The sequence below is a fragment of the Ventrimonas faecis genome (genome assembly GCF_040096075.1).
GTDB lineage: Bacteria > Bacillota > Clostridia > Lachnospirales > Lachnospiraceae > Brotaphodocola > Brotaphodocola faecis.
This window is the reverse complement of sequence record NZ_JBBMFJ010000019.1, coordinates 48,849-72,044: the sequence shown is the minus strand read 5'-3', so window position 1 is coordinate 72,044 and position 23,196 is coordinate 48,849. Positions and strand designations below refer to the sequence as shown.

22 protein-coding genes are annotated in these 23,196 nt (G+C 41.8%); 5 read left to right on the top strand and 17 right to left on the bottom strand.

The window, feature by feature from the left end:
* A partial coding sequence (locus WMO41_RS10040; protein ID WP_349229626.1) for a transposase occupies positions 1-1,147 on the top strand: 1,147 nt, incomplete at its 5' end.
* A gap of 581 nt (positions 1,148-1,728) precedes the next feature.
* On the opposite strand, the gene WMO41_RS10035 is transcribed toward WMO41_RS10040, so the two are convergent.
* Positions 1,729-2,760: a hypothetical protein gene (locus tag WMO41_RS10035; RefSeq protein ID WP_349229625.1), complete on the bottom strand. Its 1,032-nt coding sequence runs from the start codon at positions 2,758-2,760 to the stop codon at positions 1,729-1,731.
* A gap of 620 nt (positions 2,761-3,380) precedes the next feature.
* Between WMO41_RS10035 and WMO41_RS10030 the strand changes: the two genes are divergently transcribed.
* The gene (locus tag WMO41_RS10030; protein ID WP_349229624.1) at positions 3,381-3,779 is read left to right on the top strand and encodes a hypothetical protein; all 399 of its coding nucleotides are present in this window, start codon (positions 3,381-3,383) and stop codon (positions 3,777-3,779) included.
* A 200-nt stretch (positions 3,780-3,979) separates the two neighbouring features.
* On the opposite strand, the gene WMO41_RS10025 is transcribed toward WMO41_RS10030, so the two are convergent.
* The 11 genes from WMO41_RS10025 to WMO41_RS09975 all read right to left on the bottom strand — a co-directional run bounded on the left by WMO41_RS10025 (position 3,980) and on the right by WMO41_RS09975 (position 16,106).
* Complete coding sequence (locus WMO41_RS10025; protein WP_349229623.1) at positions 3,980-5,383, bottom strand: hypothetical protein; 1,404 nt, start codon at positions 5,381-5,383, stop codon at positions 3,980-3,982.
* 101 nt (positions 5,384-5,484) lie between these two features.
* Complete coding sequence (locus WMO41_RS10020) at positions 5,485-6,201, bottom strand: SDR family oxidoreductase (protein WP_349229622.1); 717 nt, start codon at positions 6,199-6,201, stop codon at positions 5,485-5,487.
* Positions 6,202-6,313: 112 nt separating this feature from the next.
* Positions 6,314-7,915 carry a DNA polymerase III subunit gamma/tau gene (dnaX, locus tag WMO41_RS10015; protein ID WP_349229621.1) on the bottom strand — a complete coding sequence of 534 codons (1,602 nt, stop codon included), beginning with the start codon at positions 7,913-7,915 and terminating at the stop codon, positions 6,314-6,316.
* The gene (locus WMO41_RS10010; protein ID WP_349229620.1) at positions 7,912-8,823 is read right to left on the bottom strand and encodes a DNA polymerase III delta subunit-related protein; all 912 of its coding nucleotides are present in this window, start codon (positions 8,821-8,823) and stop codon (positions 7,912-7,914) included. Before WMO41_RS10010 ends, dnaX begins: the two co-directional genes overlap by 4 nt.
* Entirely contained in the window at positions 8,808-9,794 is a 987-nt protein-coding gene (locus WMO41_RS10005) for a hypothetical protein (RefSeq protein WP_349229619.1), read from the bottom strand. Before WMO41_RS10005 ends, WMO41_RS10010 begins: the two co-directional genes overlap by 16 nt.
* Entirely contained in the window at positions 9,791-11,488 is a 1,698-nt protein-coding gene (locus tag WMO41_RS10000) for a hypothetical protein (protein ID WP_349229618.1), read from the bottom strand. Before WMO41_RS10000 ends, WMO41_RS10005 begins: the two co-directional genes overlap by 4 nt.
* A gap of 294 nt (positions 11,489-11,782) precedes the next feature.
* Entirely contained in the window at positions 11,783-12,019 is a 237-nt protein-coding gene (locus WMO41_RS09995; protein ID WP_118542829.1) for a hypothetical protein, read from the bottom strand.
* Positions 12,004-12,573 (bottom strand): DUF3990 domain-containing protein, encoded by a 570-nt coding sequence (locus WMO41_RS09990; RefSeq protein ID WP_349229617.1) that lies wholly within the window; start codon positions 12,571-12,573, stop codon positions 12,004-12,006. Before WMO41_RS09990 ends, WMO41_RS09995 begins: the two co-directional genes overlap by 16 nt.
* Positions 12,566-12,790 (bottom strand): DUF3791 domain-containing protein, encoded by a 225-nt coding sequence (locus WMO41_RS09985; RefSeq protein WP_349229616.1) that lies wholly within the window; start codon positions 12,788-12,790, stop codon positions 12,566-12,568. The genes WMO41_RS09990 and WMO41_RS09985 overlap by 8 nt, the downstream gene beginning before the upstream one ends.
* Before the next feature lie 98 nt (positions 12,791-12,888).
* Entirely contained in the window at positions 12,889-13,329 is a 441-nt protein-coding gene (locus WMO41_RS09980) for a hypothetical protein (RefSeq protein WP_349229615.1), read from the bottom strand.
* 161 nt (positions 13,330-13,490) lie between these two features.
* Complete coding sequence (locus WMO41_RS09975; protein ID WP_349229614.1) at positions 13,491-16,106, bottom strand: ATP-dependent helicase; 2,616 nt, start codon at positions 16,104-16,106, stop codon at positions 13,491-13,493.
* A 419-nt stretch (positions 16,107-16,525) separates the two neighbouring features.
* Here WMO41_RS09975 and WMO41_RS09970 point away from each other — a divergent pair, with 419 nt between their 5' ends.
* From WMO41_RS09970 to WMO41_RS09960, 3 genes are all read left to right on the top strand, one after another.
* Positions 16,526-16,699, top strand: a complete 174-nt coding sequence (locus WMO41_RS09970) for a hypothetical protein (RefSeq protein ID WP_349229613.1) — start codon at positions 16,526-16,528, stop codon at positions 16,697-16,699.
* 85 nt (positions 16,700-16,784) lie between these two features.
* The gene (locus WMO41_RS09965; protein ID WP_118656564.1) at positions 16,785-18,176 is read left to right on the top strand and encodes a hypothetical protein; all 1,392 of its coding nucleotides are present in this window, start codon (positions 16,785-16,787) and stop codon (positions 18,174-18,176) included.
* 26 nt (positions 18,177-18,202) lie between these two features.
* A complete protein-coding gene (locus WMO41_RS09960; RefSeq protein ID WP_118542824.1) occupies positions 18,203-18,703 on the top strand; it encodes a hypothetical protein in 501 nt (166 codons plus the stop codon).
* A gap of 388 nt (positions 18,704-19,091) precedes the next feature.
* Here the strand turns inward: WMO41_RS09960 and WMO41_RS09955 are convergent, their stop codons facing one another.
* From WMO41_RS09955 to WMO41_RS09935, 5 genes are all read right to left on the bottom strand, one after another.
* On the bottom strand, positions 19,092-19,529 hold the full coding sequence (locus WMO41_RS09955; protein ID WP_118542822.1) for a DUF1810 domain-containing protein: 438 nt from the start codon (positions 19,527-19,529) through the stop codon (positions 19,092-19,094).
* Between the two features lie 20 nt (positions 19,530-19,549).
* On the bottom strand, positions 19,550-20,392 hold the full coding sequence (locus WMO41_RS09950; protein WP_349229612.1) for a hypothetical protein: 843 nt from the start codon (positions 20,390-20,392) through the stop codon (positions 19,550-19,552).
* A 456-nt stretch (positions 20,393-20,848) separates the two neighbouring features.
* Positions 20,849-21,589: a metallophosphoesterase gene (locus tag WMO41_RS09945; RefSeq protein ID WP_349229611.1), complete on the bottom strand. Its 741-nt coding sequence runs from the start codon at positions 21,587-21,589 to the stop codon at positions 20,849-20,851.
* A 265-nt stretch (positions 21,590-21,854) separates the two neighbouring features.
* The gene (locus tag WMO41_RS09940) at positions 21,855-22,184 is read right to left on the bottom strand and encodes a hypothetical protein (RefSeq protein ID WP_349229610.1); all 330 of its coding nucleotides are present in this window, start codon (positions 22,182-22,184) and stop codon (positions 21,855-21,857) included.
* 7 nt (positions 22,185-22,191) lie between these two features.
* Complete coding sequence (locus tag WMO41_RS09935; protein ID WP_349229609.1) at positions 22,192-23,169, bottom strand: hypothetical protein; 978 nt, start codon at positions 23,167-23,169, stop codon at positions 22,192-22,194.
* Positions 23,170-23,196: the final 27 nt, after the last annotated feature.

Genomic DNA, 23,196 nt, shown 5'->3' with positions numbered 1-23,196 from the left:
TGACGGTTCTAAGTTTGAAGCCAACGCAAACAAGTATTCCTGGGTATGGAAGAAAGCGACTGAAAAATCCAGATACCACCTGTTTGAGAAGATCACTTCCCTGTTTCAGGAAATTAATCTTGAGCTTCAATACACGGGGATAAAGTTTAGTATTAATACGGAATACTCGCCAGAATACTTAAAGGAAGCCGCATCGAAATACGTAGAAATCTGGCAGTTGGATGAAACAACGTTTGTCGCTGGGAAAGGACATCGAAAGTCAGTCCAGCAGCGCCATTATGAAAAACTTCAGGAATATCTGTCAAAGCTGAATGAATATGTAGAAAAGATCCAAATCTGTGGAGATGGACGCAATAGCTATTCCAAGACTGATCATTCCGCTACTTTCATGCGAATCAAAAAGGACTATATGGGAAATGACCAACTGCTCCCGGCGTATAATGTCCAGGTCGGTGTGGCGGATGAGTATATAGCGGTTGTTGATATGAACCAATATCGTTCAGATATGGACTGTTTCATCCCCCTCATGAATAAGTTCCATGATATTTATGGATTCTACCCCAAATATCCGGTAGCGGATGCCGGTTACGGCTCGTATAATAACTATATTTTCTGTGAACAGAATGGGCTGGAAAAATATATGAAATTTCCAATGTTTAAGAAAGAAACCACCGACAGAAACTATCATGAAGACCCATTCCGGGCAGTTAATTTCAAGATTGACAGAGATGGAAAAATGTGGTGCCCTAACGGAAAGGGATTCCATTTGCAGTACCGTAAGGCAATAAAAGGAAACGCATATGGACGGGAAGAGGAAATCTATCAGTGCGAAGACTGCAGTGGATGTCCTTACGCAGAAAAATGTAAAAAGGGAGAAGGAAACCGTACCGTGCGTGTCAATCAGGAACTAACAAAGATGCATCAGGAAGTGATTCAAAACCTTGAGAGTATCCAGGGTGCGCTGCTTAGAATGAACCGTTCCATCCAGGCAGAAGGTACTTTTGGTATTATAAAAAATGACCGCTGGTATAAACGGATTGTGCGAAGAGGGATAAAAACCGTTCAACTTGAAGTATACCTTGTTTCACTGGGACACAATCTTTATAAATTCCACAACAAACAGATGAAAATAAAATCAGCTGCATAGATTTGAAAATCAACAAATTTATGGGGTAAGGGGGAAATGCGCTTTTAGAGACTACTTCGTTTATAATTTTTTAGTCTAAAAGAGCGTGTAAAAAATGATTTCTCATTTTTTCACACGCCCTGATATAGATGAAATAAGATTCATTTGGAGATTTATTTCCTTTTCACAATCACTCTCCCCGTAAGGGGGCCGGTCGCGGAACGCGCTTTATTTAAAAGAGTTAAAAAACATAAAAAAATTTAAAGACATAAAAGACATGTAAAAATGAGAGCAATTTCCTGCCGTCAAAGGTTCTATTTCAGGCATTTATTTTTGGATCAGCCGATTTTTAAAAGAAAATGCAGTTTTTATTTTAAAAAAGATGATTTTCTAATGAAAAGAATGTTTTTTTATAAAAAAGGTGATTTTTTTCTGACCCAGACAAAGAAAATTGTGGATAACCAACCTGGAAATTTAGATATTGCTGAAAGAAATACACATTGAAAAGCAATGAATAGGAAAAAAATCATCCAGAAAACGGGTATGAAAATACAGAATGGAACGAGAAATAGGCATCCTAGCGGATGCCGGTGAAGCGAAGCTTATGCAATTTGTGGATTTTGGATCAATTTCCTTATGATGGATCGAACGAGCGAGCCAGGCCCTTTCTTTGCATCATAGAGTTTTGTGAGGATATAACGGTTATAGAAAAGGTGCAGTGCATCCAGTACCGTATCAATCTCGTAATCCTGTGCCATGATGGTAAGATCATGATACTGAGTTTCTTCAAAACCATAGGTTGGAAGTAGATGATCAGCATCCAGGGTGGTTGTCTGATCGAATGCGATATCATATTCTGTTTTCAGGATCTCCTCATACTGTATTCTCTCTTTTAACTTGCCTTCAAACAAGGAACTGTTAAAGATGCGGATAACATCATCCATTTCAGTGGTAAAAGAAACGATTTTGGAGTAGGCAGCCTGACGGACCTGATTTTTGGTAGTGGCTCCATTAAAACAATCATTGAGCTTTGCAGCGATATAACGCTTTTTCCTGGTGTACTCTTCCTTAAAAATGGTTTTGAAGGAGTTGGCATGATCTAAAATCTGCTTTACCACACCTGGTTTTACATATTTGGGTAAACCGGCAAGTAATTCTTTAAATGTGAGTTTGGCCACGGCCAGCTTTGCAGAACTCTGAAGTTCAGTGGTGATCGCTTCACAAAGAAGCATAAGGATCACTCGTAGCTCATTAATGGATTTGATCTGCAGGAGCTGATCAAGCAAATCATATGTACACTGGATATAACCACCGCCAAGACCGATAGGATTATACATTTTGGTGTAGTCATGGATTGTAAAGCTATACTCTTCTGTGACCGGATCCATAGATACATCAAAAAAGCCGCAGGACTCCAACCGGAGAATATTGCTGCGAACAGTTTTGATGTTACAATCAAGTGCTTGTGCCAGATCTTCCAGATCGAGTGGTGAAGTGATGCCGGTATTTGCATTGGCATAGAAATGGATCAGAATGAATAGCCGAACAGAGCAGCTTTTTAACAGCTGCTTCTCGAATGAAGTATGAATGATTTTCTTTATGGATGGAATGCTTACATTCGCAAAACGTTTCACTCTGGATCCACCCTCCTTCCTCACAATATAATGTTAATTATAAACGGATTATAAAAAATTTGGAATATTGCCAAAGTGTGGAAAAAAGGGTAATAAAGGCCCGTTTTTTGAAGTGTATTAATGAGAATAAAAAAAGAGAAAATAAGATCAAAAAATTCAGAAAATGGTGTAAAATAAGGGTTTTCCCCGAAAAAGTTACCGCAGTTCCCCGAAAAAAGTTACCGCAGTTCCCCGAAAAAGTTACCGCAGTTCTCCGAAAAAGTTACCGCAGTTCCCCGAAAAAAATACCGCAGTTCTCCGAAAAAACTACCGCAGTTCCCCGAAAAAGTTACCGCGGTTCCCCGAAAAAGTTACCGCAGTTCTCCGAAAAGGTTACCGCAGTTCTCCGAAAAGGTTACCGCAGTTCTCCGAAAAAGGCTACCGCAGTTTACCGAAAAAGCAGCTGCAGCTTCCGAAAAAGCCACCGCAGTTTACCGAAAAAGCAGCTGCAGTTTCCGAAAAAACTACTGCAGAGTACCGAAAAACAACTGCATCTGGGCACGGGACGGCCAGTTACCGCAGTTCCCCGAAAAGTGGCTGCATTAAGCTGGAGTCTGTCAGTTACCGCAGTTCCCCGAAAAATGACTGCATCTGGGCACGGGACGGCCAGTTACCGCAGTTCCCCGAAAAGTGGCTGCATTAAGCCGGAGTTTGTCAGTTACCGCAGTTCCCCGAAAAGTGGCTGCATTAAGCTGGAGTCTGTCAGTTACCGCAGTTCCCCGAAAAGTGGCTGCATTAAGTCGGAGTCTGTCAGTTACCGCAGTTCCCCGAAAAGTGGCTGCATTAAGCCAGAGTTTGTCAGTTACCGCAGTTCCCCGAAAAGTGGCTGCATTAAGCCGGAGTCTGTCAGTTACCGCAGTTCCCCGAAAAGTGGCTGCATTAAGCCGGAGTTTGTCAGTTACCGCAGTTCCCCGAAAAGTGGCTGCATTAAGCCGGAGTTTGTCAGTTACCGCAGTTCCCCGAAAAGTAACTGCAGTTGAGCCGAAGCCTGTCAGTTACCACAGTTCCCCGAAAAGTAACTGCAGTTGAATCAAAACCGGTTAGTGGCTGCAGTTCTCCGAAAAAGCAACCGCAGTTGCCCATTTAACATATCTTCCAAAAAAATATTCACAGTTATCCGATTAGCGCTATATAATTACCATATAATAGAAAACCGAGAACAGTACGCTCTCGGTTTAAATTATTTTTTCTTGATAAAATGCAGTTGCATATCTTTTAAAGTGCTTACAGTCGGAATCCCTAAAAATTCTTCAGAGAAAACCATATTAGGATAACGCTCTTTCAATGTGGTCTGTTTTTCCAGTAGTTCATAAGCTTTTGAAAAAGCACGTTTTAATAATGTGTTTTTGTTTGATGTACGGATCGTATTTTTTAGAGCTTCTGCTAATTGAGGAGAGCGATCAAAAATTTCCTGAACAGAGATGAACACATTTTCATCTTTAGATTGTTCAATCATTGTTACAATCGCAAACACAATTTCCACGGAGCGTTTATTTCTTTCCTTGGTTATTGAGGTATTGATGATATCAGCATGCTCTGATATTAAGAACTTTTCAGGTTCATTCATCTTATTCAATCGGAGTTTTGATCGGCGTACTGTTACATCATACAGTGTTTGTATTAAGCGCAACATATAAGGTGAGGAAAAACGTATTGTGTTCGTGGTGTCGTCATAACCCAGTGAAACCAGGAGTGGTAAAGCAGATCCGATTCGTTTTGGATATTTGGGATCACGAATAACTCCGTAGAGAGTTTGGAATGCTCCGACTTTATTGCGAAGTAATATTGTATCTTCAGCACTTATATTACGGCCTTTTCCCATGAGTTCTGCTAAGTCTGGCAGATAGATGGCAAAACTTTCGTTTACTTCGTGGTTTGTAGAGAAACTCTCTCTAAAATCAGAAAGGATGATACTATAAAATAATTTTAATAAGGGCAGATCGAATTCTCCAATCTCCACAACTTTACCACGGTTAATTTCTTCCAACGTTGCCTCTGACGCAGGTAATCCTGCGAAAGAGAGTTTTCCTGTATCGGGATTATAATTAAGTCCGTCTGTCGAAACCAGGGGCTTTAAATAAGCATTTCCACTTTTCCGTAGACTTAAGCCGGATTCATATTCCTGATCAATAATCAGGGAAATGTGCTTTGTTAATGAAGTATCGACATAGTCTTTTTTTCTTGTTCGGTTGGTTCTTTTTTTAGTTTCATGCTCTACGGACTCTAGCGAAGATGCATCAGGCTGTGTGTTGTATGCGTTATCGGCGGCAAAAACCGGCAGCTCCTGAAGAACTACCTTGAGAGCCTCATATATACGATTTTCATCTTCTGTCAAAGGTGGGCCAGACTCCTTACGAGCTTGAAGTTCCTGAAAGTGCAGGGCATAATGTTCGGGAATTGGTGCATATACTTTTCCTGTTTCAGGGTCTTTTGACCACCACTCATTTTCAGTTTTATAACTGATCTCATGATCAACAGGTACCATCTCAGTTTCAACATCAATGGGGTGCTCTTTTCCATCTTTATCTGTTACCGAAATCTGAACAGTTTTCTTTTTATTTAATAACTCTGAATCTCTTTCCATTATTTACGCTCCTAAAAGATAAACCCTAGCTTATATTATACCGAAAGAATGGATTTATCGCAAGACAAATGAAACTGGAAGGGGATTGCAAATTGTTTGCTCTATTCGTTTGAAACATTGTAAATCCACCCATGATCGCCATGGTAAATCATTTGTCTTGTCATACCGCCATCAATGCAGATATTTTCTCCGGTAATAAACCCGGCTTTTTCTGAACACAGGAATAAGACCATATTGGCGATATCCATCGGATTTCCCACACGTCCGGCTGGCTGCTGGGTGGCATGAGCACCATCGTAGATGCGGTAATCCGTATCAATCCAGCCGGGAGAGATAGAATTTACCCGTACTTTCCCAGAAAAACTGATTGCCAGTGCATGAGTAAGCGAAGAAATTCCACCTTTTGCAGCGGTATAGCTTTCAGTTTGTGGCTGGCTCATACGATCCCGGGAGGATGATATATTGATGATTGCAGAGCCATTGGTAAAGTGATTAGAAAACAATTTGGAAAGATAAAATGGTGCAGTCACTCCGACCTCCAGGGCGTATTGAAACTCTTCGTAGGAACAGTCCCTGATACCCTTCATCAGGGGTAGTGCATTGTTGATCAGGTAATCTGCATGTCCATGTTTTTGAATGACGCTGGCAGCAAATTCTTCCAAAACCTCTTTTTTGCTAATATCTCCGACAAAATGATTTCCGGGCGCGATATCTATGATTTCTACCGTGGCGCCTTCTTTTTGGAAGGAATCGGCAATAGCTTTTCCAATTCCATGTGCACCACCAGTCACAACGACAACCTTATCTTTAAAATCCATAATGGGTCTCCAGTCTTTTTATTTTCTTTCAGTGTATCATGTTCAAAGAAAGAAGCAATCCCCAGATATAGAAATAAGGACCGTAAACCAATAGTTTACAGCCCTTATGTGTTTAGCAGATTGTGATGTTTTTTATACCACTTGCAGCAATAAATAATAGGATTTCTTCTTTGTATTCCGGAAGCACCTTAAGTAAAAGGTCCTCTTCCTGTGTGATCCATTCAGCGGAAAGAAGTTTTTCCTTTATAACTGGGTCATTGCTGATTCTCTCGGACAAACTTATTTGTGCAAGTTCTCCCGCAGAAAGGGCCGCGGAAGTTTCAGAAACTGCTGCTGTTTCCTGAAAAAGAGGGGCAGCGTCCTCTGCACTTTCAAAAAATCCGGGTTCGTCCGTATTATCAAAGGAGTCAAAGCCCCAGTCACCAAAAAGTGCATCAAAATCTGTAGTTTCTGTTTGCGCAACTTCTGAGGTTGTGGAAGGAGTGTTTAAAACAGGTGCACTCTCCTCTGGTAAGTCGGACTGAGCAGAGCTATTGGAAGTTATCGGGATATTGGTCTTTGCTTCCAGAGCCGTATCGACTGGTTTGGGAAATCTGCCGGATTTTATGGACTTTAGTTCGGCAGACAGCTTGGACACCTGATCTTCCAATGAGTTTAATTTTCCAGCAAGACCTGATTCACCAGTGTTCAGATCTTTTGTCGCATGAATATAGGCTGCTATTCCGCTGCTGGCAGCATTTTTTAGTTCATCATTCAGCCAGTTTAGTTTAGCAGACAGTTCGCAAAGCCGTTCTAGTGTATAGTTTTCTGCGATAGCTGAAGCGGATGAGGGCTGCCCTGTTTTGGCCAGCAGCAAGGATGTGGATTCATTTAAGAGCTCTTCCGTAAGGGTCAGTAGAGATTTTCCACTTTTGGCGATGGAATTTAAAGAATCCAGAAGGTCTGTATAATTTCCAGAAAGCATTGCCTGAATAATTCGGACCAGCTCTTCTTTTTCAGATATTCCAAGAACAGATCGCACGATATCAGCCGTGATTTCATCTTCTCCATTTGATAGCTGTTCCAGCAGTTTTAAGGCATTTCGCATCGCGCCACCAGAATAGGAAGCAATTAGTTCTGCAGCTTCCGGCTGGATACCGATTTGAAATTCTGCTGCAACTTTAAGAAGATGTTCACAGATGATAGCTTCTGGAATCTGCGTGATGGTATAGCAGGCAGATCGCGACCGGATGGTTGCCGGGATCCGGTCGGCTTCTGTTGTACAAAGGATGATCAATGCATAAGCTGGTGGTTCCTCCAATGTTTTTAAAAGGGCATTGAAAGCCTGCCGGGAAAGCATGTGTACCTCATCGATGATAACGATTTTCCGTTTTCCGAGTGGGCGTTCGTGCAGCCAGTCAGTCAGGTCCCTTACATGATCAACTCCGGTGTTACTGGCACCGTCGATTTCCAGAAAATCAACCGATCCATTAGCTACAGATCTACAGCCATCACAGGTACCGCAAGGGTTTCCATTTTTATCTTTGTTTTTACAGTTTGCTGCCGCGGCCACGATCCTGGCAAGTGTTGTCTTCCCGGCCCCGTACTGCCCGGCCAGGACAATTACCTGAAAGAATTTGTCGCGAATTGACTGCATTCTCAGATTATTTACAATAAATTCCTGCCCCTTTACTTCATCGAAGGTTTTTGGGCGTATCTTGGTATAAAGAGTCATAATTCCCCCTCTTTCATCATCTGGAACAGGAGTTCCAGAAAATCATGTTTTGTGTAAAGTAGCTTTTTTGCCCGGATATTGCGTGCCTGTTTAGAAATCTGATAAGCCTGGGTAGCGGAAACAGGCAGTTCCGTCATATACGGGAGTAATACGTTTCCAACAAGTTTATGCAGGTATTGATCTGCATAGATGGCTTCCAAAAGCCTCACGATTGCCAGACGGGCGGCCGGTGAAAATGCCTCCAAAGCATATTCGTCTTTTTCTTTCAGGAGACCGAAGGTTGACAGAAGATCCGCATGCTTTTGTTGGTTCAGTGCTTTTATCATTCTGGCGGTCATAGATATGAAAGCGTCATCAGCATTTAGCTGTCGGAATAGTCCGGGACAGCCATTAGAGGCTGTAACCACCTCTAATGATACAAAATCCCCCTGTTCCATAAAAAACTGTGCCATATCATCTTCATTTACTGGAAGAAAACAGATTTCAAAGCACCGGCTGCATACCGTGCGAATCAAAGGCTTGTGTGCTATAAAAATGAATACACATTGCCCGTCTTCCAACTCTTTTAGCAGGCTGTTGGCCACGTTTGACGTCATCTGATTCGCATTATCAATCAAAACAACGCGGCGCACAGTACTGGAATAGGAAATAAAATCTTTCAAGTCCTCTGTATCAGACAATTTGATGCTCGCCTGGTCACAGTCCAGACAGAAAAAATCTGCGCAGGAATGGAGCGGCTTATCAAGTCTGATGTCCAGGAGAAAGTGTGCCAGGATATCTGCACAAGTCCGCTTTCCAGTACCCTGAAGGCCTGACAAAATCAAATGCTGAGCATTTTTTTGTCCTTTGTCCATGTATTGCTTCAGAGCATTTTTCACATATGGATTTAAAATCAGTTTTTCAAACATTCCTCTCCTCCTCGAAAGACGTCATAGCCCAGATAGTCGCAGAAAGCTTTCCTGGTCTTATCGGCCGGATGCATACGGTCAGACTCGAAAAAGATCTGATCGATAGAATTCAGCTCTTTGCTCATCCGTGCTGCGTTGGTGACAATAACTGCTTCCTTGGTTTTAGGTGGTGTCATTCCATTGGCAGCTTCCAGGATATGCAAAAGTGCGGACATATCCGTAACCCGTTTCTCCTGTTCTAACCGGCTGTTTGTACAGACGGCCATTAAAACCGCATCCGTGGAAGAAGCCAAAAGGCGGGCCCGTTCTGTGAGGATGCCTTCCGCAGCGCCGAGTGTGAGCTGGGAAAGCACGCCGCTTGCGTGAAGAAGCGCACCGGCAATGACCAGTGATGGATCCGGCCGGATCACTTCATTTGGGCTGCCTTCGCAGATCGTAAGCGCCATATCAGCCAGGCTTGCAACATTGATGGTATGCTTTAAAAAACCGCCAAAGTATGGATGTGTGGCCTCTTCGGTCAATGGGGATTCCAGAAAACGTTCGTATCTGGCAGTTCCTATACCGAATACGGCGCAGCATAGACTATACAATCTGGGATCCTCAATTTCATCGAGGAGTTTTTTTAAGAGGGTGATACTTTGTTCTACATCGTAGCTGGACAAAGTAACACGAAAATCTGCCGGATCGTATGTTTCAGCCGGAGTGATTCGGACAATCCGAAGCGTACACTGCTCCCGGAAAAGCTCAACTTTTCCGATAACACGGACAATTTTTCCAACATAGTTATCAGTTTTATCCGAAATATGTTCGGACCAGCATTTTCCGTATACAATACCACTCTTATCACTAAGTGTAAGGTCCTGCCAGCGCCGGCCATCTGCAATAGACAATTTGACATTCCGAAGTAAAAACTCCGTTGCAATCTCCTTTTCGACCATGCTGGCCAGGTCCTTGATAAAAAATTTCTTCATGATGGTATCTCCTCCGTTAAAAAATGCTGATCATAATATTTTTTGATCAGCTCCAATAATTTTTCGTTTTCCGGATAGTCAAATCCTCTTTCAAATTTCAGCAGAGAATTATCTACACCACGAAAACGCGTAAAATACAGTTCTCCGCAGCGGGCAAACACTTCCGTTGGGACGAAATAGTAATCCAGGTTGTATTTGCTGTTTCCATTCAGCCGTGCTTTTAAATCCGGATCTTCACAGTCCGAAAGATACTCCTGCAGGCAGGATTCATACTGAAGCCGGACCTCTTTAAAATCATAGCCTTCGCTCAGCATTCCGTGAAAATGATCGTACATGTGCAGAAATTCATGGACATAGCTGCTGGGGGAGCGGACATCAATGCATACGCACTGGTAGGCCGGGGAATAAAGGCCGGAAGCATGGTGACGTCCAAGCTTGCGGAAACGAATGGAAGCATCATAGGGATGCTTTCCCAAAATATCTCCCAGAGCGAGAAATTCTTTTTCCAGTTCTCGCATTTTATCCAGATCACAGTCTTCATCTACCTCTATATAGCGGTAAACATTTAAGAAACTGCTCTCTTTCATGTAATCCTGATGTTTTGGTGGAATATTTTTTTTGGTCATAAATGCATTGGCGACCTCTGTGTTATTTCGATGATAGCGCGCATCTGCTTCCTGCATTTTGTGCTGTTCCATCAGGGCTTTTATGATAATGAGGTATCCCTCTGGAATTGTTGCATAGTACAGAAAATCTACTTTGCTGATGGAATACTGTTTTAAGATCGGTAATACCTGTTGCAGGAGTGAAAAGCTAAACAGAATTCCGCTTGCGCTCTGGCCTGGTATTCGCAGTTTTACAGGAATTTTCAGTTTGTCCAAAAACTTCATGACTTCTGGGTACAAAACCTGTTCTTTTTCATAGGCATATACAGGACATACTCTCCCGCAAACATGGAATCCATTATCTATCTCATTTAAAATGGACAGATAGACCAGATCATTATCCTTTGATTCAATGGAGTGAATGTAGTGCTGGTATTCAATTCGGATGCGCTCTATAACTGCCAGCTTTGCAAGATAATAGGAATCCCATAAAGTACATTTTCGTCTATCGGCGGTCAGCCAAATTTGACGGTTTCTGTTCCTTGCCTTTAGTTTCCCAAAGATCAGAAAATATTCATTTTCAAATGCGGTTATCCGGAAAATACAGTCTGTGGGCATACCGGTTGCTGCAACCAGCCTCTCTACCTGCTCATCATGGCATTGCGATAGAGAAATGCTAAATCCCAGAATCTCCTGCAGTTTCTCAGAAATCTCCTGTTCTGTGATCTGACCGGCCAGAAAGTCTTTGTAAAGGGTATTTACAAAAGGATTAATCACCTTTTTCCAGTAGGTCTTGATCAGATATTCCGTGAAATCTTTTCGGCTGTTGCTCTTTTTCCAGAATTGGTCTCTGGAAAATAATTTGAAAAAGTCATTCATGGAATAAGTCCGGCGGGTTTTGATCCGGAGCAGTGACTGGATCCGGTCCCCTCCTTTGGCCAGATAATTGGTAGTCACCGTATTTTCTGGCAGAAAATCAAAAAGGTCGAAAAAATCTTCATCCGAAGATTCCATCGACCCCTCATTTGTGTCTGGTTCATTGAAATTGAATAGCGCAGACAAATTGTACGGCAGTTGTAAAATAGCCATAGGTTCCTCCTCTCTTTGTTGTGAATGCACAAAAAAGACCAAATTAGAATTCCTCTAATTTGGTCCGCATCTGTGCAGACTCATCCCCTTTTAATAAGCAATTGCTTGAAACGAAGACAGAGTCTATTGTGTTTGAAATAATTTTTATCAAGGATAGTTTAACATAGATCAAAGGTGAGCGCAACGCCAAGAATGGACAGAAAAGAAGGATAGAAAGAAGGAGCCTTAGTGCCGGGAGGTCTGTTAATCAGAAAAGCTGTTTCAAACGCATAATACGTTAGAAACAGCTTTTTCTCAAATCTTTCTTTTGGAGAGTTCGTCCATGTATAATTCGGCAATATAGGACGGGCCATTGCACCATAATCGGGTCTGCTCATCGTAAAGTGCCTTGCCGGTTTTGGAAGAATAAAATTCCGGCAATATTTCCTTTGGACTTTTTCCTGTATCTTCTGCAATTTCTTCGACGGCCATGGTAATAAGAAGGTCAATCGTATAGTCTATTCGCTCTTTTGAAATCATTTCTTCAGCCATATTTTCTCGCTTTCCACAAAATGCAGGCAATCAAGCGCTGCAGTTGTTTTAAAACAATACTGATCCTTTAACTTATTCGGAAGTAGCTGTTTAATACAAAAATCATCAGCTTCTTTGCTTCCGGCTATTCCAAAGGCGCCGACTAGGTATGCGGCCAGCGTTGCATTTGTCGCATCATCCGCAATTTTCCCAGCAATAATATCATATTTTGCCATAGCATCTTCAACATCCAGAAACAAAAGTCTTTTTCGATGAGCCGCAACACAGTGCAGCCATTCCACATTTGCATCATCAAATGCATATGTGGATAATTCTGGTGAAGGTCTTAACTGAAAGATGGAAAGATAGCCATAATCCTGATTCTCTTTAATGCTTCCATTTGCGAATGCTTTAGCAATGGAAGTCTTGAGAAAACGAATAGCCTGGTCCTTGGAGGTGGTCAGGTAAAAGCCTTGGCCAAAGTCTTTTCGTCTGGCGCATCTTTCCAATAAAGGCTTCTTTACTTCACAATAACTGCCATGGTAAAGGATAAGTCCATCTGTAAAATCAAGCACTAATTTGGATCCCCTTTCTTTGAAGAAATTCCGTGATGTCTTCTAATATAGCATCATCTCCTTCGCAGTGAAAAATCCCATAACATTTTTCGATATAGCCAAGTACATCTGCTTTTCCGAAGATGTTAAAAATCTCATCCACAGGAAGATGCCATTCCTTTGATGCTAAACGTACCAATCGGGTCTGCATGAATATGATCTCTTCTTTTTCGCTCATCGCGAAATCCTCCTTTCCGAGCTATCTCTATACTCCATATTAACACAATATCTGTGCGCGAACAAGATGACGATGCGGCAACCAATTCAGTAAGCTTTTTAGTCAAGTTCGTCAACTACAATAGATCTTTTATATTCCTGCTTTCCTTCATAATCTCCGGTATATCCACTGGCCAGAAACCAATCTGACATTGTCTTCCTCTTTTGAAGGCCGCGCAATGCTTTTTCGTAATCAAAAACATAGGAATCTGCTATAAAATTTTTGCACAGTTCCCAGATATATATTATGTCATGTTTTGGTTTACCCTGAAAACCGTATTCCGTTTCATAATTCGGGTTGTCAGAGTAGCTCTTGCGACGTCCGGCATAGAAGATAACGTCATAGCAGCATTCGCGACGGATCTTCTGTTCCAGGTCTGATTGCTGCCAGTACGGATCACTATAGTCGGTAATCTTAATGTCGAATACCTTCTTTTCATCCATGTCAAAAAACTGGACACGGTAACGGCCGTCCCCTTCTTCAATCCACTCAAATTTCATAATCCTTTTCCTCCGGGTTATCTTTACTTTCCGTATATGCCATATAATATTTTTTTCGATCATGGTTCTATGGTGACAGGGAGCTATGTAATTCTCCCCCACTATTTTCATACCCCATCTTAACTCAATATCTGTGCGTGAACAAGATACCGCGGTAGCGGTCAATCGACATAGTTTTTAAACTCCGGATACAGTGGGGCGTCGGAAAAACTACCCTGCAAAAGAAAGAGGTTTCGTTTGGCCCGGGTCATGGAAACATACAGCAGGTTCCGGCCCTCTTCTGATTCTTCAAACTCTTCTACTCCATAAATTACTACGATGGGAAATTCTTTCCCTTTTGATTTATGAGCAGTAAGAAGGGTAATCGTATCGGGGCTTGCGGGATATTCAACCTCTGCTGTATCAGAAAATTCGATCATGGCATTCATATGGTTAAGAAATTCGGAAGCCGTATTGATAGCCCGCATTTCGATGCGGGAGCACAACTCTTCTACTGCCGGATGTTCCTTCTTCTGCCAGAGAAACTGGTAAATGGACCGAACGGCATCGGACAGATCCTGGGCATACAGAAGTTTTTTACAGGAAGAAAGTGTCCTGGCAAGTGCGATACCGGGACTGCCGGATGCTTCATATATTTCAAGCAGATCCGGATCATATAAATCTGGTTCTGGAAGATTGAAATATTTTAAGAAGCTTTCCAACATGTGGTCTCGCTCGACAGGAATGTCCAGTTCATATCCATTACGTTTCAGCTGTCTGTAAAGCGCCAGTGGATCATGAAAATTGGTCACGTAGAGAGAAAATGTGTCACGAATGGCAATAAATACCTCATCCTTTATGAGTAATGTTTTGGGTGAAGTTGCAAGGTAAAAACCATCTAAACTTTTTTTGATCTTTTCCAGCGCTTTATTTTTGCGCGCAATGATGGCAATATCTCCAGGTTTATAACCAGAGCGTTCTGCGGATGCAACCAGATCCCGGATGGTATCTACCAGAACATTTTTCCGATAAATCGGCCGAACCGTAGCGCGGTGATGGGAACGCAGAGATTTGCGATACCGATTCGTATTATTGGCAATCAGTGCATTTGCTGCTTCCAAAATGTGGTCTACCGACCGGAAATTATCTGGAAGAATCACGATTTTACTGTTGCTCCACATTTCCTGAAAATGAAGCAGGTAATAGTTGCTTCCTCCGCGCCAGGAATAAATACTCTGATCATCGTCTCCCACAACCACAATATTTCCATGGGATGCGATGGCGTATACCAGATCGACCTGATCTGACGAGATATCCTGGAATTCATCAATCATTACATAGCGAAAACGCTGCTGATAGCTTTTTAATACATCTGGATATTCGCTAAACAGTTGGTTGGTAAGCTGGATCTGTTCATCAAAGCAGATATACCCCTCTTCTTTCATTCGTTCCTTCAGTTTCTGATAAAGGCACCCTAAACCATCCGGATCAGGAAAATCCGCATGTTTTTTCCACTCTTCCAGTCCGTCTTTCTCAATGGAAAGTACAGCGTTGTAAATCCTGCTCAGCAGGCCGAAATCACCGGTGAGTCCGTCATAGTTAATGCCGGACAATGGAGAGATTTCATCAATGATCTGCAAAATCAGACGATAGTAGTCTACCTTCTCTGCAATTTTTAAGGATTTTCCTATGAAGTCCTCATGTTTGCGAAGAATCGTGTAGCCAAGGCTGTGGAAGGTAAAGATGGCCGGCAATGCACTTCCTTCACCGAGCACCCGTCTGGCACGTTCCAGAATTTCGCCAGCGGCCTTTTTGGTAAAGGTGACAAAAAGAATTTGTTCCGGTAAAATCCCGTTTTTGATCATACGCACCATACGCGCAATCAGACAGTGGGTTTTGCCAGCACCAGGTACCGCGATGACTGCCATAGGGCCCTCCATGTGTTCAACAACCTTTCGCTGTTCTGGGGTTAATCCTTTTTCTAAATCGACTGCTTCTGCCGGAACAGAAATGGAAGTTTCTTCTGGTTGTTTTTCTGGTGCCAATGCGGAAGTATTCTGCTGATGGCACAAGTCCGTATAGCGGCAGTCCTCACATTTTTGAGGTATGGAAAGATGGATTGTGCTCAGGAGAGCCTGGGTGGCCTCCGCTATCCCGCCATAGCCCATTTGAAGATAGCATTTTCCTTCTGTATACTGTGAGGCCAGGAAATCGGCCTTATCCTCTTTGGATTTTAAGTAGCAGATCATGGAAATTATCTCCTGCCCATAGGTGGGAGCGCTGATCAGGTATTGTGACAGCAGCTCCGGGCTGTAATATGCCTGGGTCTCTTGCTTCCTGGCTCTCACAGAATACTGTGGTTCATTCGGGAAAATACTTAAAGCATAGACATGCTCCCCCTTTTTAAGAACCAGATCTGCTTGTGCAGATAATTCAGACACCGCTACGTGGTTGCAGCTTGTATTGACTGAAATCGCTGAGCAGAGCCTGGTCTTCAAAATCTGATAACCCTGCTCAAAGAACCAGTCAGCAAAGCGATGCCACCTGGCAAGGTCCTGATCCCGGCAGGTTTCATACTGGCGGTTATTAAGGAACCAGTCTCTGCTGTATTCCAGAAATGCTTTTTCGAGTGCTTCTGAAAATGAAGTAGGCCCTTTGGATAATGCTAAAATTAAAGAGTCCTTCTTTTGATAAAAAAACTGGGTACGTTTTGATGCAGCATATAATCCCAGCTTTCCGAGACGGTAGTGGCTTTCGCAGTGGCGGAGCCGGATAAGATCCCTGATTGTAAGTTTCATAGGCTAAGTCCTCCTTTTGGGCACGAAAAAAGGAACCTCCCAAAGGAAGTTCCTCCAACGTACATATTATTCTGTTTATTTTTCCAGAATTCCCCCACTCATTCGGTCATAAAATGGCGTGCGCTTTGTCAGAGACAAATGTTGTTGAAATGAAAGAATCTATGAGTATTTTACCATTGGATTTGGGGCAAATCAAGGATTATCACATGATGGTATGACAACTTATGTAGATTAATGGGAAGAAATGTGCTATGCTAAAAAGGCTGCCGAACCTCCAGCAGAAAGGAGGTGAGTCGGATGGGAGATTTTATCATCACATTTTTTGTCTCTGTTTTAGCAGGTGTAGTTAGCTACTACATATGCAAATGGCTGGACAGAGATAAATAGGCAGCAACAGCCTAAACGGTCGGTTCGCCGTAATGAACAAGAAAACCCCAGAGGAGGCACCCTCTGGGGTTTTCGTTTTGCCGCATGGGAAATCATCACATTTCTTAGCTGCCTACATTTTATTATATTTTCATCGAAAAGTCAATATTCCTATGAATGTCCGTTTATCGCTGTATGAATATCTGGTTATCGTTTGTTATAATTAATAGTTTTGTAATGGAGAATTAAAGATAAAGGTTCACTTTTGTGCTACCATATTTATAACAAATAATTTGAAAAAGGGGCGATTACATGGAAGAGAGTTTCTGGAAACAGACATATGAGAAGATTCTGATTGGAATGGGTCTCTTTGGGATTACATTGAATTTTCTCTTTCTCAATCAGATTCTTCCCTTCCTTGGTGCCCTTTTGCTGTTTACGGGATTCCGAAAACTGAGACTGGAAAACCGCTGGCTGAAAGCCGGATACGCAGGCGCCGCGCTCAAAGTTGTGATTACCATCGTGAACATTGTGATTGGAAGTGTGCTCGAACGGGAGAAAATTTATGTTTCATATGTATGGAAAGTGATTGTTTTCTGTGGCGGAATTTTGCCGGTTTTTCTGATGGTTTGTCTCTTCCTTGGTATGCGTGAGGAACTGGAAAAGCGTAAGGCGGAAATAAAAAATGAGGTCCTGCTCCATATCATCATCTGGTATGTGGTGGTGACCGTGCTTGCGGTTCGGGAATATGAGGGCTGGATTCTTGGCCTGGCGATCGTTGCCGCATATATTGGAATCCTTGTGGAGTTAAAGAATATAGCAGAAAAACTGGAACAGGCCGAATATGTACTGGAAGAGCATCCGGTGCGGATTTCAGATGGAAGATACGCAGCGGGAGCAGCAATTCTGACTGCGGCAGGCCTGCTCATCGGCTATACATGTTTTGGTTCCTATCACATGGCGTGGACAACTGCAAAAGAAACGCAGGATTCGGCGAGTGAAGAAATCAAAGCACATCTGTTATCCCTGGGTTTTCCGGAAGAGATTTTGCATGATTTAAAGGAAGAAGATATTCTGGCATGCAAAAATGCCAGACAGATTTTGCTGAATCAAAGCGATGATTTGCTGCGGGACGGGGATGAGCGGCTGCAGCTTGACGGCGTGGCAGTGGAACTGGAACAGGAAGGGCAGTGGAAGGTAATCCATCATTTCTTATGGAACGGAAATTCGGGCTTTCGCGGGACAGAGGCAGTGCAGATCAATCCTGCATACCAGGAATTGAACGGCGGTTGGACTGCCCAGGGAGAACTTACCGGCCAGGTCCTTTACGATAAGGATGGGACTTCTTACACCGCAGAGTATGCGTCTTTACAAAATGAAGCATACGATACCAACCAGAATTTTCCATTTTACGGAAGCCAGCAGTATGCCAGTATTTTTGCAGAATTTTCCATGCCACATCGCGGGGAAAACTGCCGCGGATACGTGGCTTACGAAATCAAGGCAAAGGAAAGTGACTGGTGGATTGATTCCTGGCTCAATTACACCCATCAAAAGACCATCTGGCAGTACCCAGTGATATCTGCGGCCCAGAACAGAAAACAGGGAGGCTGGCTGAATGAGCGTGTGTTCAGTACTGTGCAGGATGCGCTGCAGGTGTTACCGGAGGGAGAACGTGAGAATTCTGTCGGCTTAGGAATGTAAAATAGGGAGTTGCAGAGGTGTTTTTTATGAAAAGAATCACATGCATTTTACTGACTTGCATATTATGTTTTTCTATTTCAGGCTGTACAAAGACATATAAAGGTACGGATGAACTGATAGAAAAAGCCAGAGAAGAAATTCCAGTTTCCGATGCGGATACGATTGATATGCAGTATGGAGGTATGTGTACCGTAGATGATACGGCACTCGTTTGGTTTATTTCTGGCAATCAATATCAGACGCATTACTACCTTCCTATGGAAGTAGAAATCAAAGGAGAAGCAGAATATGCTTATGTTCGGACATACAAACCGATGTCTCCTTTCATGGATATTGCTGTTTTGAACTGGAATCGTGGGTATGCCTTTATTGTGAACAATCCAAATTGTGTTTCTGTAAAAATTACGGATGAAGCAGGTACACATGAAGAAATGATAGAAAAAGATGCCTATCCGTATGTGTTCTATTGTTCATCTGTCCCATCGGAGTACGTTTTTATTGATGCTGAAGGAAATGAACTTAACTGAAACCTCAGCAACTTCAAATTTGAAGGGAGGCAGTTAAGATGATTTCTTGTAATAAGAAATTGAAGAGTGCAGCTAAGGGATTTCTATGTGGAATGTTGCTATATCTATTTATGATATTTATGACGGGGCATTTCACCTTTTTCAGATTATCTGAAATTCCGACGTATCTTTTGAGACGACTCCCATACGGAATAATGAAGTGTTTCTCCTTTGGAGTGGTTGGTTACCTAATAAGTTTGTGTTATTACATTGAGAAAAGAAAATTCAATAAATGATAAAAAGTGGGCTTCTAGGAATAATCGCAAAGGCTGCCGTCCTGGTATTTGTTAGGCGGTAGCCTTTGCTTATGCAAGAATGAAAATGTGCTTTTATATGTTGATTGACTCAGTTATTCATTCCTATGATCACAACTCTGCAGAATTTCCAGGGTCCTATTATCTCTTTCTCCACCGAAAAATTTTTTGAGTACTTTTTCAAATACATCAATTTCCGGAGCTACAGTATCAAATAGGGTCATACAGGACTGGAGCTTTCTATCATCTGGTTCACCCATTACTTTCTTTGCATCGTTGTCTTTAATTTCCAGCAGGACAGTGGATATTTCAATCAGATTATGGCCGAGGGTTGGATCCGTAATATAGTTTTCAGCTTCCTCACGACTTTCAATGGCATAGTATATCGCCATATTACTGTATCCGAGACCACGAATCTGGGGGAATATGAACCACATCCAATGGCTTCTCTTTTTACCTACCTTTAATTCCTCATAAGCGTCATGATAGTAATTCTGCTGTGCTATTAGGAAACGATCTAATGATTTTTTCATGAATGGCTCCTTAAAAATATTTACTTTGGCGAGGCTTCTGCAGGTGACAGTTGTTCAATTTTTGCCTGCAGCTTTGCATTTTCTCTATCCGCTTCTCTGATACGCTCCTGCATTTCACGCTCTTTATCCATGACGGCGCGCTCTTTATCAATTTCCGCACGCAATTTGCTTTCATTTAACTGAGACTGTAGGGCTGAAAATTTTTCCTGGAGCTCTTTGTACTGCTCCTGTAAATCCTTGTATTTTTCCAGATCGGCTTCCATACCAGTCATTTTTTTGAGAAGAAGATCATTGCTGGCAGTTTTTTCATTGGCAATCGTGCGGGCATCATCACGCTCACGGCATGCATGCTCTTTTTCACTCATTACTTTTTCAATTTGAGCAGTGGTTTCTTTTTTTATGGCTTCAATCTGGGCAGCGGCATCCTCCTCTGCTTTATTCATCGTATCCATGGCCTCTTTTTGGAGTCTGTTAGCCAAATCAGTATTTTGCTGGGCCCTATCCATATCAATTTGGGCCTTTGCAATAGCCTGTTCTTTTTCTGTAATCGCAGCATTTAATGCTTCCTGAAGCCTAGAAATTTTGGCATCCTGGCCGACTGCTATACCATTAAGTTGTTTAATTAATGTAGAGATCGTGGCTTCAACTGCCAGTAAGGGGCCTTCTAACTCAGGATGTGTCCCTCTGATATTGTCGGACTCTGCAATATCAAGAATGCGCAGAATAGCATTCTCCTGCTGCTCGCCTTTTGGGTCTTCCAGATTTTTATACAGATCAATGATGTGCATCAGCCGTTCCGATGCTGTTGCGGTCAAGCGCATGCTGACCGGCTTTTTGGCAGATTTTTCTTTGATTTCTTCCATGGGATTCTCCTGATTGATATAAATGTTTACGTTTACATTATTTACGTTTACTTTAATTGTATTATAGCATCATACAGGCCACATAACAATAAAAAGTTTATTTTTAGTGAAAAACGTAAACTTTTTATTGCGAGAAATGTGAATAAAAATAGCCCTGGACATTTTTGCCCAAGGCTATATCATGCAGCATCAATTTTACTTTGCAATTAGGCGAATACACAATGAATTTCACGATATATGTTGAATTTAAAGTGCACGTGGTCACTGATTCCCACATGTGATAATTCAGCAGACAAGTACGGCAAATATTTTTGATTTGGAGTTGTTTAGGCATTTTAGAACAAAAAGTTTACGTTTACGCCGTAAACGTAAACTTTTATGGAGATGAGCAACGATTATAGCATATAGAAAGAAAAATTCCATAAATAATGCTATTCTACCGTTCCAGTAGAAAATCTAATCCAGGATCTTTTCAGGCTTAAAATTGAGGTAGTCTCCAGAAACCAGGTGATACCGGATCCCATGGTGAACTCCGTGGATACTGTCGCCGTAACGGGACTCTCCGTGGCAGTGGGAATATACAACATGCTCCACTCCGTACTCTTCGGCCATCCGCGTGAAGATACTCTCCTCTTCCACGATATTTGTTGGCGGATAGTGGAGAAACATAATATATTTACGGAAGCCGGCCTCTCTGGCGCTTTCAAAAGAAATCCGCAATCGTTCCGCTTCCCGCGCTACCAGCTTTTTGGCCTGTTTCTCATTGGCTTCATCCCATCCGACAATCTGCCCTTTTGAATTGATGTAGAATGGTCCCTCAAAGGTATATCCTTTTGTTCCTACAAGGGCATAATCCTGGTAATGATAGTGATTATTCTGTAGGAAATGCAGCTGTGGTTCATATTCTTGATTTAGAACTGCAGTTTTCTTGGCATCCCAAAACTTATCGTGATTTCCCCGCAGCAAAATCTTATTTCCGGGAAGAGCCGCGATAAAAGCAAGATCTGCTTTTGCTTCGGACAGATTTTTGCCCCAGGAATGATCACCGGTGATGACAAATGTATCTTCATTTCCAATCAGTTTTCTACAATTCTTTTCAAGCTTTTCTTCGTGTTTTTTCCAGACTTTTCCGAATTTGTCCATAGGTTTATCGATGGAAAAAGCCAGATGCATATCTCCCAGAGCATATAGTGCCATGTTTTCTGAGTCTCCATTTAAAATGAATGTTTGATGAGCCAACTGGACAATACAAACTGCGATGTTGTATGGGGAGGACGCTCACCGATATTTTTAGTATAATGAATTGCTCCTGGAGTGTCAATTCGATTTGCATTCATTAATTGCGGACCGGTATAAGTTCGAATTCACTGGTGGGAACTATAATATAAGGATTGCATTTGATGGTTGAAACAGTATAACGAACGAAAAAGCCTCTGCTGTAAAAGCAGAAGCTCTTTTGTTATTACCACCCATCTATTATTCTAGCGAGAGCCTTGGGTACAAACCACCAAATAATTAATAATACCACAAACACTATATATGGAATATTTCCTGAGTTTCCTGAGAGTTTCAAAGCAATCGCAATAAATATTATAATAGGAAAAACTAACACTTGAATTATATATTGTATTAATTCTCCCAATGAAAATGTACCTAAAAACTTAGGTGGCGGATTATCGTGAGGAAACTTTTCGCGGTAATCGTAAGGAAGGAGCCGATGTATGATATACAATACGACCGCAGTAATTACAATCCATTTTGGATAAAGCTCCATGCATTTTTCTATAGACATATTTTTATTATATCCCCGCGTAATCAGAGAAACGTATTGCGTACCTGCCGCTATAGCCATACTGTAAAGATAACCATGCTACATAGTTAAAAAAATCTGTATACGTTTCGATAGTAAATCCAATCATTGTGGATTTTAAAATTCCTAAAGCAGTGTCTGCAACTCCTGCATATCCACCAAGAATATAGCTACAAACAACGGCCATTGAATTTTGAATCAAGGCTTCTTTTTCAACGTTTCCATAATTCAGAAGAATAGTATCATCCGTCATATACTGTTGAAATAAAGCATCTAAAGAAACATTGGGATCTTTCACAAATTCAGATGTGATTTGATCTATTAACCACTTTGAATCTTTGTAAACATCAATTGCAGTTGAACCAGTATCGAATCCATTGAGTAATTCGGCCAAGGCAGTAGAAAAAACATTTCGTGTAAGATCGAAATATTTCAACCCGTCTATTAATGTTTCATAATTACCACGCAAAGAAACCACACCTGAAGCTAGCTTGCCAATTTTTTGTATTGAACTTGAAACTTTTGTTGAACTCATATAAGTATTGTATGATTGTCGATCAGAATCGGTAATCCACTTTGCCAATGCTCCGTCAGGACCTGAACGTTTCTCTCCATCCAAAAGTAAAGCGGGGTTTCCTTGATTCCAAAAATAATCTTTTCGATCTATATAATGGGATATAAACATATACCCTGCTTCTGTAGAGATATCGTTGGAGCGATTCTGCGCAATACTCCATTCTGCACAATCTATTGAATATGCAATAGACTGTGCTTTTGCCTCCTGCAATTCCTCATCTTGGGATAGTATAGCGGTACTATATGTACTTCTTGAATCAAGATAATCATTGAGAAAGGTTTCAGCATCTGCCATCCAAGTATCGTTAAAATTAAGGTTTGAAAAGTTTTCAACATTAAATTTTGCTTGTGTTGTATTTTCAAATTCTGACACAGCTTCTGCAGCTGCCAAGCCACTGACCAGAAAGCTATGCAGTTC

What these genes read in the sequence shown, in the direction of transcription:
- WMO41_RS09975 (WP_349229614.1), bottom strand. Translation starts at nt 16,106, where the DNA reads ATGAAACTTACAATCAGGGATCTTATCCGGCTCCGCCACTGCGAAAGC.
- WMO41_RS09985 (WP_349229616.1), bottom strand. Translation starts at nt 12,790, where the DNA reads ATGAGCGAAAAAGAAGAGATCATATTCATGCAGACCCGATTGGTACGT.
- WMO41_RS10025 (WP_349229623.1), bottom strand. Translation starts at nt 5,383, where the DNA reads ATGGAAAGAGATTCAGAGTTATTAAATAAAAAGAAAACTGTTCAGATT.
- dnaX (WP_349229621.1), bottom strand. Translation starts at nt 7,915, where the DNA reads ATGACTCTTTATACCAAGATACGCCCAAAAACCTTCGATGAAGTAAAG.
- WMO41_RS09940 (WP_349229610.1), bottom strand. Translation starts at nt 22,184, where the DNA reads ATGTCTATAGAAAAATGCATGGAGCTTTATCCAAAATGGATTGTAATT.
- WMO41_RS09965 (WP_118656564.1), top strand. Translation starts at nt 16,785, where the DNA reads ATGGAAGAGAGTTTCTGGAAACAGACATATGAGAAGATTCTGATTGGA.
- WMO41_RS09980 (WP_349229615.1), bottom strand. Translation starts at nt 13,329, where the DNA reads ATGAAATTTGAGTGGATTGAAGAAGGGGACGGCCGTTACCGTGTCCAG.
- WMO41_RS10005 (WP_349229619.1), bottom strand. Translation starts at nt 9,794, where the DNA reads ATGAAGAAATTTTTTATCAAGGACCTGGCCAGCATGGTCGAAAAGGAG.
- WMO41_RS09950 (WP_349229612.1), bottom strand. Translation starts at nt 20,392, where the DNA reads ATGGAAGAAATCAAAGAAAAATCTGCCAAAAAGCCGGTCAGCATGCGC.
- WMO41_RS10000 (WP_349229618.1), bottom strand. Translation starts at nt 11,488, where the DNA reads ATGGCTATTTTACAACTGCCGTACAATTTGTCTGCGCTATTCAATTTC.
- WMO41_RS09995 (WP_118542829.1), bottom strand. Translation starts at nt 12,019, where the DNA reads ATGGCTGAAGAAATGATTTCAAAAGAGCGAATAGACTATACGATTGAC.
- WMO41_RS09970 (WP_349229613.1), top strand. Translation starts at nt 16,526, where the DNA reads ATGAACAAGAAAACCCCAGAGGAGGCACCCTCTGGGGTTTTCGTTTTG.
- WMO41_RS09955 (WP_118542822.1), bottom strand. Translation starts at nt 19,529, where the DNA reads ATGAAAAAATCATTAGATCGTTTCCTAATAGCACAGCAGAATTACTAT.
- WMO41_RS10010 (WP_349229620.1), bottom strand. Translation starts at nt 8,823, where the DNA reads ATGTTTGAAAAACTGATTTTAAATCCATATGTGAAAAATGCTCTGAAG.
- WMO41_RS10020 (WP_349229622.1), bottom strand. Translation starts at nt 6,201, where the DNA reads ATGGATTTTAAAGATAAGGTTGTCGTTGTGACTGGTGGTGCACATGGA.
- WMO41_RS09960 (WP_118542824.1), top strand. Translation starts at nt 18,203, where the DNA reads ATGAAAAGAATCACATGCATTTTACTGACTTGCATATTATGTTTTTCT.
- WMO41_RS09945 (WP_349229611.1), bottom strand. Translation starts at nt 21,589, where the DNA reads ATGGCACTATATGCTCTGGGAGATATGCATCTGGCTTTTTCCATCGAT.
- WMO41_RS10030 (WP_349229624.1), top strand. Translation starts at nt 3,381, where the DNA reads ATGACTGCATCTGGGCACGGGACGGCCAGTTACCGCAGTTCCCCGAAA.